This is a genomic window from Pantoea sp. RCC30.1, from assembly GCF_058148845.1.
The window spans coordinates 82,822-100,058 of record NZ_JBXUHX010000015.1; the positions used below are offsets into that span (position 1 = coordinate 82,822).

The following is a 17,237-nucleotide window of genomic DNA, read 5'->3' on the forward strand; positions in this document are numbered from 1 at the left end:
TACACGAGCTGATTGCGCCATACCATAACGGAAAAGCGGGCAGCGCGTAAGCCTGTGTGTGACGCACTGCGCGTTTTTCAGCCGGAGGCTCAGCGTGGCGTGAAGCGATAACGCGTCACCGATTCCCAGCGATCTCCCGGCTGCAGCCAGCAATCAGGCTGAGGCCACTCAGCATGATTAGGCGAATCCGGTAAAAATTCACTCTCCAGCGCAATGCCCTGAAATGCATTATAGCTCGCCTGCTCGCGGGCACGGGTGCCTGCCAGGTAGTTGCCGGAGTAGAACTGCAACGCCGGGGCCGAGGTGGTCACGCTGAGCTGTAATTTGCCATCTTCCGACCAGAGCTCTGCCGCAGGCTGACTTTCGTCGCCTGCGCTGTTGAGCAGGAACGCATGGTCATAGCCCTTGACTGCGCGCTGGTCGTCGTCTGCCAGGAAATCCTGCGCCACGACTTTAGCGTTGCGGAAATCAAAACTGGTATCGTCGACCGCTTTCAGCGGCGCATTCGGAATGCCTTCGCTATCGACCGGCAGATACTGGTCGGCATGCAGTTGTAAGCGATGCTGGCGTGCGTCGCCATGATGCGCATCAAGGTTAAAGTAGGCATGGTTAGTCAGATTGACCGGGCAGGGCTGATCGCAGCGCGCTTCATAGCTGATGCTCAGGCAGTTCTGGTCATCCAGCTGATAGCGCAGGTCGGCAATCAGATTGCCCGGATAGCCCTGATCGCCATCCGGTGAATCGATGCGGTAATGCACCTCGCTATCGGACTGGCTGACAATCTGCCAGCGGCGTTTATCAAAACCTTCCGGCCCGCCATGCAGCTGATGTACGCCCTGGTTCGGCACCAGCTGGCGATTCAGTTTATTGAGTTTTGCCCCGGCGATGCGGTTAGCGTAACGGCCCACCGTGGCGCCCAGATAGGCATCCTGATGCAGATAGTCAGAAGGCGTGCCGCAGCCGAGCAGCGCTTCACGCACCGTGCCATCCTGCATCGGCACGCGGGCAGAGAGCCAGGTCGCTCCCCAGTCCATAAAGGTTGCCAGCATGCCGTTGGCATTGCGCAGTACCGTTATGCGCCACGGCTGACCGTCGGGAGCATGGGAGTTGACATCGTTCAGCATTGGCCGGCTCCTTCAGAGGCTTTGCAGACGTAGAATGTTTCTTTGATGCCGGTCGCTGCTTCATACTGCTCCGCAACGGCGGCTTTGACCTGATCGACCCGATCCAGTGGCATCAGTGCCACGATGCAGCCACCAAAGCCGCCGCCGGTCATACGGACGCCGCCGCGCTCACCGATCTGCGCTTTCACGATCTCAACCAGAGTATCGATCGGCGGCACGGTGATCTCGAAATCGTCACGCATAGAGGCGTGAGATTCGGCCATCAGTTGGCCCATACGGGTCAGGTCGCCCTGGGTCAGCGCATCGGCGGCTTCCAGTGTACGGGCGTTCTCGGTCAGAACGTGACGCACGCGTTTAGCCACCTGCGGATCGAGCTGCGCCTGTGCCGCTTCAAACTCGGCCAGTTCAACGTCACGCAGCGCTTTCTTGTTGAAGAAACGCGCGCCCGCTTCACACTGCTCGCGGCGGGTGTTGTATTCGCTGCCGACCAGAGTACGACGGAAGTTGGAATTGATGATCACCACCGCGATATCTTCCGGCATCGACACCGGACGCGTGCCCAGCGTACGGCAGTCGAGCAGCATGGCGTGATCTTTCTGGCCCAGTGCGGAGATCAGCTGGTCCATGATGCCGCAGTTACAGCCAACGAACTGGTTCTCCGCTTCCTGACCATTAACCGCGATGGCTGCGCCATCCAGCGGCAGGTTATAGAGCTGCTGCACCACGGTGCCGACCGCGACTTCCAGCGAGGCAGATGAGCTGAGGCCCGCGCCCTGTGGCACATTGCCGCTAATCACCATATCAATGCCGCCAAAATCGGCATGACGCTTCTGCAGATGCTTCACCACGCCACGCACATAGTTAGCCCACATCGGTTCCTTAACGCTGACGATCTCTTCATCCAGCGAGAAGGTGTCCTGCGCATTTTCATAATCGGCAGCGACCACGCGAATCTGGCGATCGTCACGGCGGGCACAGGCGATGACCGTCTGGTAATCGATGGCGCACGGCAGCACGAAGCCGTCGTTATAGTCAGTGTGCTCGCCAATCAGGTTAACGCGGCCCGGTGCCTGAATGGTATGTGTGGCAGCGTAACCGAAGGTGTCAGAGAAAAGCTGCTGCGTGATGGTTTTTAAGCTCATTGTTGTGCCTCACGGAAGTGAACGTCGCTGACAGAACGCAGACGTTCCGCCGCCTGTTCCGCCGTTAAATCGCGTTGGGTTTCGGCCAGCATTTCATAGCCAACCATAAATTTACGAACCGTTGCTGAGCGCAGCAGCGGCGGATAGAAGTGAGCGTGCAGCTGCCAGTGATCGTTGGCTTCGCCGTTAAACGGCGCGCCGTGCCAGCCCATCGAGTAAGGGAAGGAGCACTGGAACAGGTTGTCGTAGCGGCTGGTCAGCAGCTTAATGGCTTTTGCCAGATCGGCACTCTGCGCTTCACTGAGGTCAGTCAGCTGTTTAACGTGCGCTTTTGGCAGCAGCAGAGTTTCAAACGGCCAGGCCGCCCACCACGGTACTACGGCCAGCCAGTGTTCAGTTTCCACCACGGTGCGGCTGCCATCCTGAAGCTCGCGGGCCAGGTAATCGACCAGCATCGGCGAACCATGTTTAGCGAAATAGTCGCGCTGATGATCATCTTCGCGCTGCGCTTCATTCGGCAGGAAGCTGTTGGCCCAGATCTGACCGTGCGGATGCGGGTTAGAGCAGCCCATCGCCGCGCCTTTGTTCTCAAACACCTGCACCCACGGATAGTGCTGACCCAGATCGGCGGTCTGCGCCTGCCAGGTGCGTACCACTTCTTCCAGCGCGCTCAGTGACATCTCCGGCAGGGTTTTGCTGTGATCGGGCGAGAAGCAAATGACCCGACTGGTGCCGCGTGCGCTTTCACAGCGCATCAGGATATCGTCGCTCTCGGGCGCGTCAGGCGTGTTGGTCATCAGTGCGGCAAAGTCGTTGGTAAAGACGTACGTGCCAGGATAGTCCGGGTTTTTGTCACCCGTGATGCGAGTGTTTCCGGCACACAGGAAGCAGTCCGGATCGTGCGCCGGTAAGGTATTGACCGCCGGGGTTTCCTGCGCGCCTTGCCACGGACGTTTGGCCCGATGAGGTGAAACTAAAATCCATTGATCAATCAGTGGATTGTAACGGCGATGCGGGTGATCGACCGGGTTGAATTTTTCCATGTGAAATCCTGGTAAGCGTCAAAAGCCAAAGAGGCATCGGTAAAAAGTAGCACATCAGCGCGTCCGAAAGCGTGATCAAGTCTGGATAAATGGTATCGTTTACACAAGCTGAATATTCTTATTTCGTGGCATTGTGTGCGGTTGTATGGGGGCAAAGGTGGGGTGGAATGGTAGCGCTTACACAGAGGTGCTTTAAAACGCCGCGGTAGCGGCGTTGAGGTACGTGATGTGAACGCTTTAGCGCAGCGTTTCCTGCTGAAAGGCGTACCCGCCACCATCGGGAACAAAGCTCAGGCGATGCGTGATACAGGCGGGCGCATCTTCAGCATGATGCGAAACAAACAGCAGCTGAGTGCGTCCCTCGCCAATCAGCACATCGACAAAGCGCCGCACCAGCTGGCGGTTAATCGGGTCGAGTCCCTGCAGTGGCTCATCCAGAATCAGCAGCGTCGGATGCTTAACCAACGCGCGGGCAATCAGCACCAGCCGTTGTTGTCCCCAGGAGAGCGAGTGGAACGGCGCATCACCCAGCCGGTTATCCATTCCCAGCAGCGTCAGCCACTGCTGCGCCAGCGCTTTCTGCCGATCAGACGCCGCCTGATACAGCCCGATGGAGTCGAAGAAGCCCGACAAAATCACCGTCCGCACGTTGCTGCTGACGCGGTAATCGAGATGCAGGCTGCTGCTGACATAGCCAATATGCTGTTTGATATCCCAGATGGTTTCGCCACTGCCGCGACGACGGCCAAACAGGGTTAAATCATTACTGTAGCCCTGCGGGTGATCGCCGGTCACGAGGCTTAAAAGAGTCGATTTCCCGGCACCGTTCGGACCGATAATCTGCCAGTGCTCGCCAGCGTTGACCTGCCAGTTCAGCCCCTGAATCACCGGCTTATCGTTGTACGAGACGCTGCCGTTGCGCAGGATAACGCGCGGTGCATCATTCGCCAGTGAGGGGAGCTGATCCGGCGCATCCGCCTCAGGTAACGCCATTCCCATCAGCTGTTCACTGTGTGCCAGCTGCGCTACCAGCGCTTCCGTTAAAATGGCCTGGCGCGGCCCGCTGTGGGTGAGAGTGCACTCTGCCAGCACGCCAACCTGCTGAATAAAATCGGGAATGTCGTCAAAGCGATTGAGCACCAGTACCAGGGTAAATTCTGGATGCTGCAGGCTGCGCAGCGTGTCGGTCAGGCTGGCACGCGACGCCACATCCAGTCCGTCAAACGGCTCATCCAGAATCAGCAAATCTGGCTCGTTCATCAGCGCCTGACAGAGCAGGGTTTTGCGGGTTTCGCCGGTGGATAGATACTTGAAGCGACGGGACAACAAAGGTTCGATGCTGAACTGCCGGGCAAGCTGCTCACAGCGATCGGGCTGCTGCACCTCCGCCTGAATCACCTCTGCTACGGTCAGCCCGGTATCTTCTTCGCCTTCGCTGAGCATATCGGTGTTGTTGCGCTGCCACTCCTGCGCCACCAGCGTCTGTAACTGTTCCAGCGACAGCCGGACCGGCCGTCTGAAATCGCTGTTGATGGAACCAGCCAGCGGCAGAAGTTCACCGGAGAGCGCGCGCGCCAGTGAGGATTTACCGCTGCCGTTGGCCCCGACAAAAGCCCAGCTTTCGCCGCGCTGCAGTTCCACCTGATTCAGGTTCAGTGTCCGGGTATCGCTAAGACGAAACGTGCCTTGCAAAATCTGCAATGAAGCCATGATCTGTTCCATTTTCTGCATCGTGTCACTGAGTTGTAACCATTGGGCGTAATGAAGTCAAATCAACCGCTAGAGCAGGGTGGCGACGATGGCATTTTCCGCGTTAAAACTGGCAATCACGGCGTCGCCTGGCTCCAGCTTCAGCTGTTGCAGCTGATCGTTGCTCAGGGTCGCACACAGGTTTTCGCCGCTGGCGAGCTGCATCAGCACTTCGCTTATCTGCTCGCCGGGTTCGATGGCACTGACCATGGCCGCCAGCTGATTGTCTTCCTCAGCGGCGTCACGGCAGATGCGGATCCACGGGGCTTTAATCAGCACCAGCACCTCTTTACCCGCTGCCAGCTGCAGACGATCGGCGCTGCGCTGGGTCAGTGCCACATTAAGCTGCGTGACGCCATCGGCCAGCTGTATCATCAGATGCTGCACCACCTGCTGCGCATCGTTACTGACCACGGTGCCAAACAGTTGATTGCGGGCGCTGGTCTGCAGAGAGAAGCGGGCGATGGCCGCCAGCAGACTGTCGAGCGGTAACGTATCCTGCTGCAGCGCATCAAAGGCTTTCTGCTGGATCTGCTCCATCAGCTGGAACAGCTGGATCAGGCGTTCACCGTAGCGGGTTAGCGTTGCGCCACCGCCGCCTTTGCCGCCGGTGGCCCGCTCCACCAGCGTTTCATCCGCCATCTGGTTCATCTCATTAATCGCATCCCAGGCGCTCTTGTAGCTGATGCCGGCCAGCTTCGCACCCTGACTGATCGACCCGGTCTGCTGTACGCGTTTCAGCAGCTCAATACGTCGTGGATCGGCAAACAGTTTCTGTTGTAAACGGATATGAAGGGACAGTTCGGCTTCCATGACAGCTCCGGCAAAGGGTTAAGGCGAAGGCCGATGATAGCGGCGTTTTGTGACCAAAGTAAAAGCACGAAAAGGGCTGCGCAAAATTTTGCGGACCCGTTACAATCTCTTTTTTGTTAGCAGAGTGAGACTCTCCATGCTGGAATTACTGAAAAGCCTCGCCGTCGCCGTACTGATGGTGCCTGTGGTGATGGCGCTGATGCTGGGTATGATTTATGGCCTGGGTGAAGTGTTTAACGTCATCTCTAAAATTGGTCATCGCGAAAAATCCTCAGCCCGTACGCACAATTAATTGCTGCCACGCCCGCCATCTGCGCGGACGTGGTCGTTTTTACCTCTCCTGATTTAACCTTTTGTTCCCCCTGCCGATAATTTACTGAACCTCTCTGACATTTCGCTATATTATCCGCTACACAACGAATAGCCGGAGAACATCATGTCATTTAAACACTATCTCTGGGGCGCAGCGGCGCTGATCACCGTTTCGCTGGCCGGGCAGGCTGTGGCCGCCGATAATATTACTGTGTTTGCCGCAGCTTCACTGACCAACGCGATGCAGGAGATAGCCAGCCGCTACAAAGAAGAAAAGGGCGGGACGGTGGTCTCCTCATTTGCCTCCTCTTCAACGCTGGCGCGCCAGCTTGAGCAGGGTGCGCCTGCCGACCTGTTTATCTCTGCCGATCAGCAGTGGATGGATGATGCGGTGGCGAAAAAAACTGTCATCGCCAGCAGCCGCTTCACCCTGCTGGGCAACGATCTGGTGCTGATTGCGCCACGAAGTGCCGCAGCCAAAGCGGTGACGTTGAACCCGCAGACGGACTGGAAAACCTTGCTGCACGGTGAACGTCTGGCAGTAGGCGACCCGGATCATGTTCCGGCGGGCATCTACGCCAAAGAGGCGCTGCAAAAGCTGGGTGCCTGGGAAGGCGTTGAACCGTCGCTAGCCCCAGCCAATAATGTGCGGGCGGCGCTGGCGCTGGTCGAGCGTAACGAAACGCCTTATGGCATCGTGTATGGTTCGGACGCCGTCGCCAGTGAGAAAGTGCAGGTGGTGGGACGTTTTCCGGCAAACAGCCATAAACCGGTGCAATATCCGATGGCGATCGTGAACGATCACGACAATAGTGCTGTTAAAGCGTTTTATGATTATCTGAAAGGACCGCAGGCCGCGGCTATCTTCAAACATTACGGATTCACACCGACGAAATGATACTCAGCGATCCCGAATGGCAGGCGGTACTGCTTAGCCTTAAAGTCTCTGGCATAGCCGTGCTTGGTAGTCTGCCGTTTGGCATCCTGATGGCCTGGATTCTGGTGCGTTGCCGTTTTCCCGGCAAAGCGCTGCTCGACAGCCTGATCCATCTGCCGCTGGTGCTGCCGCCGGTGGTGGTGGGTTATCTGCTGCTGATTAGCCTGGGCCGGCGCGGCATCATTGGCGAAAAGCTTTTTGACTGGTTCGGCTTCAGCTTTGCTTTCAGCTGGCGCGGTGCCGCACTGGCCTCTGCCGTGATCGCGTTTCCGTTAATGGTACGCGCCATCCGGCTGGCGCTGGAGGCGGTGGATATCCGGCTGGAGCAGGCGGCGCGCACGCTGGGCGCAGGACGCTGGCGGGTCTTTTTCACCATCACGTTGCCGCTGACACTGCCGGGCGTGATCGTCGGCACGGTGCTGGCGTTTGCCCGTTCGCTGGGCGAGTTCGGTGCCACGATCACCTTCGTGTCCAATATTCCCGGAGAGACGCGCACGCTTCCGCTGGCGATGTTTACTCTGATAGAGACTCCCGGAGCGGAAGGGGCGGCGGCGCGGCTCTGCGTTATCGCTATCGTGCTGGCGCTGGCGTCACTGCTGGCGTCGGAATGGCTGGCACGCGCAGGCCGTAAGCGGATGGGAAACTGATGCTATCACTTAACTTTATGCAGCAGCAGGGCGATCATCAGCTTGAGATTGATCTGAAGATTCCGGCCAAAGGGATCACCGCCATTTTTGGTGTCTCTGGTGCCGGTAAAACCTCACTGATCAACGCGATCAGCGGGCTCACCCAGCCGCAGCGGGGACGGATCCAGCTCAACGATCGTCTGCTGTTTGATGCAGAGCAGAAGATTACGCTGCCGCCGGAAAAACGGCGCATCGGTTATGTGTTTCAGGATGCGCGGCTGTTCCCGCACTATCGGGTCCGTGGCAACCTGCAATATGGTATGGCGCCGTCAATGAAAGCGCAGTTCGACAGTCTGGTGTCGCTGCTGGGGCTGGAGGCGCTGCTGCCGCGCTTTCCGCTGTCGCTGTCGGGTGGAGAAAAGCAGCGGGTCGCGATTGGACGTGCGTTACTGACCGCACCGGATATGCTGTTGCTGGATGAGCCGCTGGCGTCGCTGGATCTGCCGCGCAAACGTGAACTGATGCCTTATCTGCAAAAGCTGGCGAAGCAGGTCGATATTCCGATGCTGTACGTTTCGCACAGTCTGGATGAGATCCTGCATCTGGCTGACAATGTACTGGTGCTGGATGCGGGCAAGGTCAAAGCGTTTGGTCCGCTGGAGCGGGTCTGGAGCAGCAGCGCGATGCGTCCCTGGCTGCCGGTAAGTGAACTGACCAGCGTGCTTCGGGTGCAGGTGCTGGAGCAGCATCCCGACTATCCGATGACCGCACTGTCGCTGGGCGATCAGCACATCTGGGTCAGCCGGGTGAATCAGCCGGTGAAAACCCCGCTGCGTATTCGCATCGCCTCATCGGATGTCTCGCTGGCGCTGCAACCCCCGCAGCACAGCTCCATCCGCAACATTTTACCGGCACAGGTGGTGGAACTGCTGGAGGTCGGGGATCAGGTGGAGGTGAAGTTACGCATCGGCATCAGCGAACTCTGGGCGCGCATCACGCCGTGGGCGCGCGATGAACTGGGCATCCGGCCGGATCAGTGGCTCTATGCCCAGATCAAAAGCGTCTCAGTGACGCCCTGATTACAGGACGTACTGACGGAGGATATCGGCAATACCGGGTTCAAGGTTGGTGCCGATCACCATTTTCGCCCGCGCTTTGATCGCGTCGTCGGCATTGCCCATCGCCACCCCCAGTCCGGCCGTTTCCAGCATGCTGAGATCGTTGTAGTTATCTCCGAATGCGATCACATCGGACATATTCAGCCCCAGTGATTCAACCCACTGCGCCAGCCGCTTGCCTTTGCTGTTGCCACCTTTGGCGATATCCACCTGATCGTGCCATGACCATTCGCAGGCCAGACCCAGCTCCGCTTCGGCACGGGTGGCAAACTGCTGCAATTCCTCGTGATTGTCGTGCGACAGGGCAAACTTCCAGATCGAACCGGCGTCACGCGCCGCCTGAGCTAAATCGGGCACCTGGCGGAACAGCGGACGCTGATGGGCGGGCAGCGATTCGGCCCACTTCAGGGTGCGCATCACGTGACCGGTCGGGGTCTGATAGAGCATCGCATCATCCACGTAAAGCAGCCCGTGAATTTGCTGCTGGTTCAGCATCTCAATTACCTGTAACGCCAGCTGCGGGTCGAGGGGATCGGACGCCAGCACCTTTTTCGCCTGGTAATCATACAAATAGGTGCCATTACAGCAGATGGCAGGTGTATCCAGTTGTAACGCCTGATAAAAAGGGTGGATAGCGCAGTGATGGCGTCCGGTCACGATAGCGACATGAACGCCCGCCTGGCGGGCCTGATCTAGCGCGTCGATTGACTGCGGCAGAATCGTTTTGGCTGGGGTCAGCAGTGTGCCGTCGAGGTCGAGGGCAATTACACGGTAGCTCATTAATCCTCACGTTTTTCCAGGTTTGCAGGGGCTGAAGTCTACACCTGACCACGGCCCGGAGACAAAAAACAGGGCACAAATGATTCCAGCGTAGGGCAATAAAACGCGCTACAGTGATTCACAGATCATGACAAGGCAGCAAAAAAAGGAGAATGCATGAAACAGGTTGTCTACACCGCCAGTCCCGAGAGCCAGCAGATTCACGTCTGGCAGATGAATGATGAGGGTGCGCTGACGTTGCTTCAGGTGATCGATGTCGCCGGCCAGGTTCAGCCGATGGTGGTGAGTCCGAAACGCGATTTTCTTTATGTCGGTGTGCGTCCCAATTTTCGCGTGCTGGCGTTTAAGATTGCCGCCGATGGCACGCTGGCCGAAGCCGGTCAGGCACCGCTGCCCGGCAGTCCGACCCACATTTCAACCGATCGTGAGGGCCGGTTCCTGTTCTGCGGCTCCTACAATGATGCCTGCGTCAGCGTCAGCCCGATTGGCGATGATGGCATTCCGCAGGCTCCGCTGCAGGTGATCAACGGTCTGGATGGCTGTCATTCGGCTAATATCGACACTGACAATAAGACCCTTTATGTGCCGGCACTGAAGCAGGACCGTATCTGTCTGTTTAAGCTGGGTGCCGATGGTCAGCTGACGCCGCGTAAACAGGCGCAGGTCACGACGGTAGAAGGCGCAGGCCCGCGTCATATGCAGTTCCATCCGGGCGGCCAGTATGCTTACTGCGTGAATGAACTCGACAGCACGGTTGAGGTCTGGGCATTAAACACGGGTGAAGGCGAAGCAGAAAGCGTGCAGACGCTGGATATGATGCCGCCGGACTTCAGCGGTACGCGCTGGGCAGCGGATATTCACCTGACGCCGGATGGCCGTTTCCTCTACGCCTGCGATCGCACCAGCAGCACCCTGGCGGTCTTCAGCGTGAGCGAACTGGGTGACGAGCTGACCCTGGAAGGGTTCCAGCCGACGGAAACGCAGCCGCGCGGATTCAATATCGATCACAGCGGGCGCTATCTGGTGGCGGCGGGACAGAAATCGCATCACATCGAAGTCTATGCGATTAGCGAACCAAAAGGGCTGTTACAGCCACTGGGACGTTATGCGGTTGGTCAGGGCCCAATGTGGGTGGTGATTCACCCGTTGCAGGCGTAAGGCACCATGAAAAACGCCTCTCCTGAGCGGGAGAGGCGTACTGCATTACTGATAATTCACGGTCAGCGAGGCGCTCGCCAGTGCATGGAAATGCACATTAAAGCCGACCATTGCGCCACTGGCGCCTTCATCCACCTCAATCGTCTCCACATCCAGCGCCTGCACGGTGAAAATGTAGCGATGGGTTTCGCCCTGAGGCGGTGCCGCGCCACCATAGCCCGCCTGACCGAAATCGGTACGAGTCTGGATTGCGCCGGCTGGCAGTGACGCTTTGCCGGATCCGGCACCCTGCGGCAGTGACGTGGTGCTGGCCGGAATATTCGCTACCACCCAGTGCCACCAGCCGGAACCGGTCGGAGCATCAGGATCGTAGCAGGTCACCACGAAACTTTTGGTCCCATCAGGCGCCGCTTCCCAAGCAAGATGGGGAGAGATATTCTCGCCCTGATAACCCATGCCGTTGAAAACATGCTTTTCAGGCATCTTCTCGCCGTCATTAAAATCCTGACTAAAAACGCGCATCACATCTCCTCAATTGTCGATGAATAGCCTTTCATCATAACGAAAAGCGCCACCAGTGCCAGCGATCAGCCCGCTTCAGGCGGCAAAATGTTGCGAATGTTCCAGCGCGGCGTCAATTGCCTGCACCAGCTGACTCAGCGCCTGTGACGTGATGATGTAAGGCGGCATCAGGTAGATCAGCCGGCCAAAAGGCCGGATCCAGACACCCTGTTCAACAAAGAACTGCTGCAGCGCCGCCATGTTGACTGCCTGATGAGTTTCGACCACGCCAATCGCCCCCAGCACGCGCACATCGGCCACCTGTGGGGAACTGCGCAGCGGCAGCAACTCAGCCCGCAGCTGTTGTTCGATTGCGGCCACCTGATGCTGCCAGTGACCTTCCGTCAGCATGGTCAGGCTTTCTGCCGCGACCGCGCAGGCCAGTGGATTGCCCATGAAGGTCGGGCCATGCATGAAACAGCCCGCCGCGCTGCGGCTGATGGTATCGGCGACGTCGCGGGTGGTCAGGGTTGCCGCCAGCGTCATCATGCCGCCCGTCAGCGCTTTGCCGACGCAGAGTATATCCGGGATAATACCCGCGTGTTCACAGGCAAAGAGTCTGCCGGTACGGCCAAAGCCGGTGGCGATCTCATCCGCAATCAGCAGCACGCCATAGCGGTCGCAGGCTTCCCGCACCTGTTGCAGATAGCGCGGATGATAGAAGCGCATCCCGCCCGCACCCTGCACAATCGGCTCCAGAATCACCGCCGCCAGCTGACGGTGATGTTTTTCGATCAGCCGGGCGAAATCATCGAAATCGCGCTCGTCCCATTCATCATCAAAGCCGCAGGCCGGAGCCGCTGCAAAATGATGCTCGGGCAGATAGCCGCGCCACAAGCTGTGCATCGAGTTATCGGGATCGCACACCGACATTGCCGCAAAGGTATCGCCGTGATAGCCGCGCTTCAGTGTCAGGAACTGCTGGCGAGTTTCACCACGTCCCAGCCAGTACTGCAGCGCCATTTTCATCGACACTTCCACCGCCACCGAGCCGGAATCGGCCAGGAAGACGCATTCCAGCGCCTCGGGCGTCATCGCCACCAGCTGACGGCAGAGCGCCACCGCCGCTGGATGGGTAATCCCGCCAAACATTACGTGCGACATCTGCGTCACCTGCTCCGTCATCGCCCGGTTCAGGCGCGGATGGTTATAGCCGTGGATTGCCGCCCACCACGATGACATCCCGTCCACCAGCTCACGACCATCGGCCATCTGCAGCTGAAAACCCTGCGCGGCAACCACCGGGTAACAGGGCAGCGGATCCTGCATCGAGGTATAGGGATGCCAGATATGCTGGCGGTCAAAACGGGCATCATCTGAGGAAAAAACAGGGGTAGTCATCGGAGTTGTAAACCAAAATAAAAAAATATAGTTTACAAGTATACCCCTGCTTTTCGTCGGGATGACACCCTTTTCTGGAGTAAGTAATGGCTCAACGCTGGACAATTGCACAGGCGCAAGCGCTGTTTGATCAACCTTTTCTCGAACTGATGTTTCAGGCGCAGCAGGTGCATCGTCAGCACTTCGACCCGCGCCAGGTGCAGGTCAGTACCCTGCTGTCGATTAAAACCGGTGCCTGTCCGGAAGATTGCAAATATTGCCCGCAGAGCGCGCGCTACAAGACCGGCCTGGAGTCGGAGCGTCTGATGGAAGTGGAGGAGGTGCTGATCTCAGCGCGTCAGGCCAAAGCCGCCGGTTCAACCCGTTTCTGCATGGGCGCCGCCTGGAAAAACCCGCACGAGCGCGATATGCCATACCTGGAAAAGATGGTCGAAGGCGTGAAGGCGATGGGAATGGAAACCTGCATGACGCTGGGCACCCTCAGCGATCAACAGGCGCAGAGACTGGCGGGCGCAGGCCTTGATTATTACAACCATAACCTCGACACCTCACCGGAATTCTACGGCTCCATCATCACCACCCGCAGCTATCAGGAACGTCTGGATACGCTGGGCAAAGTGCGTCACGCCGGGATAAAGGTCTGTTCGGGCGGCATCGTTGGCCTGGGCGAAACGGTGAACGATCGCGCCGGTCTGCTGGTACAGTTAGCCAACCTGCCGACGCCGCCGGAGAGCGTGCCGATCAACATGCTGGTGAAGGTCAAAGGTACGCCGCTGGCGGATAACGATGACGTCGAACCGTTCGATTTTATCCGCACCATTGCTGTGGCGCGCATCATGATGCCGACCTCGCATGTGCGTCTTTCAGCGGGTCGCGAGCAGATGAGTGAGCAGACCCAGGCCATGTGCTTTATGGCCGGGGCGAACTCGATTTTCTACGGCTGCAAACTGCTGACCACGCCGAATCCGGAAGAGGATAAAGACCGCGTGCTGTTCCGCAAACTGGGGCTGAACCCGGAGCATACCCACACCCAACACGGCGATCAGCAGCAGGAAGAACAACTCAGCGAGCAGCTGTTCCATGCCGACACTGAACAGTTCTACAACGCGGCGCTGTAATGAGCTGGCAGCAACGACTTCAGCAGGGGCTGGCGCAGCGCCGTGCGGTCGATGGCTGGCGGCAGCGTCGGGTCATCGATCAGCAATCCACCCGTACGCTGCAGAGCGGCGGCCGCAGCTATCTCCACTTCTCCAGCAATGATTATCTCGGCTTAACCCGGCATCCGGCGGTGATTGCGGGCTGGCAACAGGGCGCGGCGCTGGCGGGGGCGGGGGCGGGCGCTTCAGGGCATGTCACCGGTTATCACCATCAGCACGCCGATCTTGAAGCGCAGCTGGCCGACTGGCTCGGCTACGACCGTGCGCTGCTCTTTATTTCCGGCTTTGCGGCTAATCAGGCGGTGATTCATTTGCTGGGCGAGAAAAACGATCGCATCCTGGCCGACAAACTTAGCCATGCCTCACTGCTCGACGCCGCCAGCCACAGCCCGGCGCAGCTGCGCCGTTTCAGTCACAACGACCCGGAGAACCTGGCGCTCAGGCTCGCTTCACCCTGCGAGGGAGAGACACTGGTCGTAACTGAAGGTATTTTCAGCATGGATGGCGACAGCGCGCCGCTGGCTGCGCTGGCGCACCAGACGCAGCAGGCGCACGGCTGGCTACTGGTGGATGATGCGCATGGCATCGGTGTAGTGGGTGAGCAGGGGCGCGGCAGCAGCTGGCAGCAGGGCGTTAAACCGGAACTGTTGGTAGTCACCTTTGGCAAAGCCTTTGGCGTCAGCGGTGCCGCGCTGTTGTGCGATGCAGACACCGCCGACTATTTTCTGCAGTTCAGCCGGCATCTGATCTACTCAACCGCCATGCCCGCTGCGCAGGCTGTCGCGCTGCAGGCGGCGCTACAGGTGATCCAGCAGGGCGATGCGCTGCGCCAGCAGCTGCAGCACAACATTCAGCATTTCCGGTGCGGCGCGGCCTCGCTGCCGTGGCAGCTGATGAACTCCACCAGTGCGATTCAGCCGCTGTTGGTGGGCGAAAATAGTGATGCGATGGCGCTCTCAACCCGGCTGGCTGAGTCGGGCTGCTGGGTCAGCGCGATCCGGCCACCGACCGTACCGCCGGGAACGGCGCGGCTACGTATTACCCTGACGGCGGCACATCGCTCTGAGGACATTGACGTGTTACTGGAGGCGCTGCATGACGCTGCGGGTTGATAAACAGGCGGTTGCACGCGCCTTTGGCCGGGCGGCCAGCTATTACGATGCCCATGCTGCACTGCAACGGCGTAGCGGCGATGCGCTACTGGCACGCGCACCGGCTCACAGCGGGCTGCAGCTGCTGGATGCAGGTTGCGGCACCGGCTGGTACAGCAGGCTGTGGCGTGAACGCGGCAAACAGGTGACGGCACTCGATCTCTCTCCGCAGATGCTGCAACAGGCGCGGGATAACGACACGGCGCAGCACTATCTGGCGGGCGACATCGACGCGCTACCGCTGGCGGATAACACCATCGACCTGGTGTGGAGCAACCTGGCGGTGCAGTGGAGTGAGGATCTACCCGGCGCGCTGCGCCAGTTCCGGCGAGTGCTGCGGCCCGATGGCACGCTGCTGTTTTCCACGCTGGGCGACGGTTCGCTGCAGGAAGTTCATGAGGCCTGGTCCCATCTGGATGCGTTGCCTCACGCCAATCGCTTTCTCAGCGAATCGCAGATTGCAGCGGCCTGCCACGCAGAGCAACTGCGCTGCAGCTCAGAGAGGGTAACCCTGCATTTTCCCGATGCGCTCAGCGCTATGCGATCCCTGAAGGGGATTGGTGCGACCCATCTGCATCAGGGCCGCGACGGGCAGAGTTTAACCCGGCAACGGCTTAACCAGTTAGAGGCGCACTGGCCGCGCGATCGGCACGGCTATCGCCTGAGTTACCATTTAATTTATGGAGTCACTCTTTCATGAAACGGTTTTTTATTACCGGCACCGACACCGAAGTCGGTAAAACTGTCGCCAGCGGCGCACTGTTGCAGGCAGCCGCCGCGGCGGGCTATCGCTGTGCGGGCTACAAGCCGGTTGCTTCAGGCTGTGAGAGGACGCCAGAGGGGGTTCGCAACAGCGATGCGCTGGCGTTGCAGCGTTTCAGCAGCGTGCCGCTAACCTATCAGCAGGTGAATCCGCTGGCGTTTATGGAACCGACCTCGCCGCACATTGTCAGCGCTGAAGAGGGCAGGCCGATTACGCATCTGGCACTTTCGGCGGGCCTGGCGGCGCTGGAACCGCTGGCGGACTGGATTCTGGTCGAGGGCGCGGGCGGCTGGTACACCCCGCTGTCAGAGACACACACCTATGCGGACTGGGTGGTCAGCGAAAAGCTGCCCGTGATTCTGGTGGTGGGGATAAAGCTCGGCTGCATCAACCACGCGATGCTCACCGCCGATGCGGTGCGGGCATGCGGCCTGCCGCTGGTGGGCTGGATCGCCAACACCGTCGAACCGCCGGGCAAACGCTATCAGGCGTATCTCACCAGTCTGAAAAACCGACTGCCTGCGCCCTGTCTGGGCACGATTCCGTACCTCACCGATGCGGCGCAGCAGGCGTTCTGTGGGCAATACCTGACTCTCCCCCAGTAAGATTCAGGCCACTGTCAGCCATTTATCGACGGTGTGGTCATCCAGCTGCTCCATGCTGCCCTGCGCCACATTGCGACCGCGATGCAGCAGCAGGAAATAGTCCGCCACGCGACGGATCAGCGACAGGCGCTGCTCCAGCAGCAGGATGGTCAGGCCGTAGTCGAGGTTAAGACGGCGGATCAGGTTGCCCATCTCCTCTTCCAGCCACGGCGACATCCCATCGGTCGGTTCATCCAGAATCAGCAGTTTGGGCTGCAGCACCAGCGCGCGCGCCAGGGCCAGCTGTTGCTGCTGATCGATCGGCAGAGCGCCGCTGCGCTGCTGGCGCAGTGAGTAGAGCGCCGGGAACAGATCGAACACCATTTCGGGAATGGCGCGATGGCGATCGCGCTGGCTGGCACCCGCCAGCAGCGCAATCAGCAGGTTATCTTCCACGCTCATCTGGGTGAAAATATGGCGGCCCTGCGGCACATAGCCAATTCCCATCTGCGCCCGCTGTTCCGCCGGTTGCAGCAGCAGATCTTCCGGCGGCGAGCCATCCTCTTTCCAGGAGATCGAGCCGCTGTTAATCGGCAGTCTGCCCATGATGCAGTTTACCAGCGTGGTTTTACCCATGCCAGGACGGCCCAGAACGCCGGTGCAGGTACCAGGCGACAGATCCAGGTCCACATCCCACAGAATATGGTTTTGACCATAAAATTGATTTACCGAACGTAGACTCAGCATCTGACACTCTCCTTCCCGATCATTAGCCTGATTGCATCCGCTCTCTGTCGTCTGGCAAACAAGTCATCAGCAATGGCAGCCTCGCCATTGCAGCACAGTGCGCGTAAAGCGCGGTGACGCCAGTAAGTCCT

Annotated in this window: 18 protein-coding genes; 9 read left to right on the plus strand and 9 right to left on the minus strand. The window is 59.0% G+C overall.

Annotation, left to right across the window (positions count from 1 at the left end; all coding sequences use genetic code 11):
- Nucleotides 1–89 precede the first annotated feature (89 nt).
- The 5 genes from galM to modE form a co-directional block, all read right to left on the minus strand.
- Nucleotides 90–1,124, minus strand: a complete 1,035-nt coding sequence (galM, locus tag AC2LB6_RS14630; RefSeq protein WP_490094055.1) for a galactose-1-epimerase — start codon at nt 1,122–1,124, stop codon at nt 90–92.
- Complete coding sequence (gene galK / locus AC2LB6_RS14635; RefSeq protein WP_490094056.1) at nt 1,118–2,266, minus strand: galactokinase; 1,149 nt, start codon at nt 2,264–2,266, stop codon at nt 1,118–1,120. Before galK ends, galM begins: the two co-directional genes overlap by 7 nt.
- On the minus strand, nt 2,263–3,309 hold the full coding sequence (gene galT, locus AC2LB6_RS14640) for a galactose-1-phosphate uridylyltransferase (protein WP_490094057.1): 1,047 nt from the start codon (nt 3,307–3,309) through the stop codon (nt 2,263–2,265). Before galT ends, galK begins: the two co-directional genes overlap by 4 nt.
- Before the next feature lie 237 nt (nt 3,310–3,546).
- A complete protein-coding gene (gene modF / locus AC2LB6_RS14645; protein WP_490094058.1) occupies nt 3,547–5,019 on the minus strand; it encodes a molybdate ABC transporter ATP-binding protein ModF in 1,473 nt (490 codons plus the stop codon).
- A 69-nt stretch (nt 5,020–5,088) separates the two neighbouring features.
- Nucleotides 5,089–5,871: a molybdenum-dependent transcriptional regulator gene (gene modE, locus AC2LB6_RS14650; RefSeq protein WP_490094059.1), complete on the minus strand. Its 783-nt coding sequence runs from the start codon at nt 5,869–5,871 to the stop codon at nt 5,089–5,091.
- Between the two features lie 136 nt (nt 5,872–6,007).
- On the opposite strand from modE, the gene AC2LB6_RS14655 reads away from it, so the two are divergent.
- The 4 genes from AC2LB6_RS14655 (at nt 6,008) to modC (ending at nt 8,825) form a co-directional block, all read left to right on the plus strand.
- Nucleotides 6,008–6,163, plus strand: a complete 156-nt coding sequence (locus AC2LB6_RS14655) for an AcrZ family multidrug efflux pump-associated protein (protein WP_490094060.1) — start codon at nt 6,008–6,010, stop codon at nt 6,161–6,163.
- A 144-nt stretch (nt 6,164–6,307) separates the two neighbouring features.
- Entirely contained in the window at nt 6,308–7,081 is a 774-nt protein-coding gene (gene modA, locus AC2LB6_RS14660; protein ID WP_490094061.1) for a molybdate ABC transporter substrate-binding protein, read from the plus strand.
- Nucleotides 7,078–7,767 carry a molybdate ABC transporter permease subunit gene (gene modB / locus AC2LB6_RS14665; protein WP_275766576.1) on the plus strand — a complete coding sequence of 230 codons (690 nt, stop codon included), beginning with the start codon at nt 7,078–7,080 and terminating at the stop codon, nt 7,765–7,767. Before modA ends, modB begins: the two co-directional genes overlap by 4 nt.
- A complete protein-coding gene (modC, locus tag AC2LB6_RS14670; RefSeq protein ID WP_490094062.1) occupies nt 7,767–8,825 on the plus strand; it encodes a molybdenum ABC transporter ATP-binding protein ModC in 1,059 nt (352 codons plus the stop codon). The genes modB and modC overlap by 1 nt, the downstream gene beginning before the upstream one ends.
- Here the strand turns inward: modC and AC2LB6_RS14675 are convergent, their stop codons facing one another.
- On the minus strand, nt 8,826–9,644 hold the full coding sequence (locus AC2LB6_RS14675) for a pyridoxal phosphatase (protein ID WP_490094063.1): 819 nt from the start codon (nt 9,642–9,644) through the stop codon (nt 8,826–8,828).
- A gap of 156 nt (nt 9,645–9,800) precedes the next feature.
- On the opposite strand from AC2LB6_RS14675, the gene pgl reads away from it, so the two are divergent.
- Nucleotides 9,801–10,802 carry a 6-phosphogluconolactonase gene (gene pgl, locus AC2LB6_RS14680; RefSeq protein ID WP_490094064.1) on the plus strand — a complete coding sequence of 334 codons (1,002 nt, stop codon included), beginning with the start codon at nt 9,801–9,803 and terminating at the stop codon, nt 10,800–10,802.
- A 45-nt stretch (nt 10,803–10,847) separates the two neighbouring features.
- On the opposite strand, the gene AC2LB6_RS14685 is transcribed toward pgl, so the two are convergent.
- Nucleotides 10,848–11,324, minus strand: a complete 477-nt coding sequence (locus tag AC2LB6_RS14685; protein WP_490094065.1) for a kinase inhibitor — start codon at nt 11,322–11,324, stop codon at nt 10,848–10,850.
- Nucleotides 11,325–11,399: 75 nt separating this feature from the next.
- Nucleotides 11,400–12,704: an adenosylmethionine--8-amino-7-oxononanoate transaminase gene (gene bioA, locus AC2LB6_RS14690; RefSeq protein ID WP_490094066.1), complete on the minus strand. Its 1,305-nt coding sequence runs from the start codon at nt 12,702–12,704 to the stop codon at nt 11,400–11,402.
- 86 nt (nt 12,705–12,790) lie between these two features.
- Here bioA and bioB point away from each other — a divergent pair, with 86 nt between their 5' ends.
- From bioB to bioD, 4 genes are read left to right on the plus strand one after another with little or no spacing between them, the layout of a single operon-like run.
- Entirely contained in the window at nt 12,791–13,822 is a 1,032-nt protein-coding gene (gene bioB, locus AC2LB6_RS14695; protein WP_490094067.1) for a biotin synthase BioB, read from the plus strand.
- The gene (gene bioF / locus AC2LB6_RS14700) at nt 13,822–14,973 is read left to right on the plus strand and encodes an 8-amino-7-oxononanoate synthase (protein ID WP_490094068.1); all 1,152 of its coding nucleotides are present in this window, start codon (nt 13,822–13,824) and stop codon (nt 14,971–14,973) included. The genes bioB and bioF overlap by 1 nt, the downstream gene beginning before the upstream one ends.
- On the plus strand, nt 14,957–15,712 hold the full coding sequence (gene bioC, locus AC2LB6_RS14705) for a malonyl-ACP O-methyltransferase BioC (protein ID WP_490094069.1): 756 nt from the start codon (nt 14,957–14,959) through the stop codon (nt 15,710–15,712). The genes bioF and bioC overlap by 17 nt, the downstream gene beginning before the upstream one ends.
- Nucleotides 15,709–16,380: a dethiobiotin synthase gene (bioD, locus tag AC2LB6_RS14710; RefSeq protein WP_490094070.1), complete on the plus strand. Its 672-nt coding sequence runs from the start codon at nt 15,709–15,711 to the stop codon at nt 16,378–16,380. Before bioC ends, bioD begins: the two co-directional genes overlap by 4 nt.
- Nucleotides 16,381–16,383: 3 nt before the next feature.
- On the opposite strand, the gene AC2LB6_RS14715 is transcribed toward bioD, so the two are convergent.
- Nucleotides 16,384–17,106: an ABC transporter ATP-binding protein gene (locus tag AC2LB6_RS14715; RefSeq protein ID WP_490094071.1), complete on the minus strand. Its 723-nt coding sequence runs from the start codon at nt 17,104–17,106 to the stop codon at nt 16,384–16,386.
- Between the last annotated feature and the right edge of the window lie 131 nt (nt 17,107–17,237).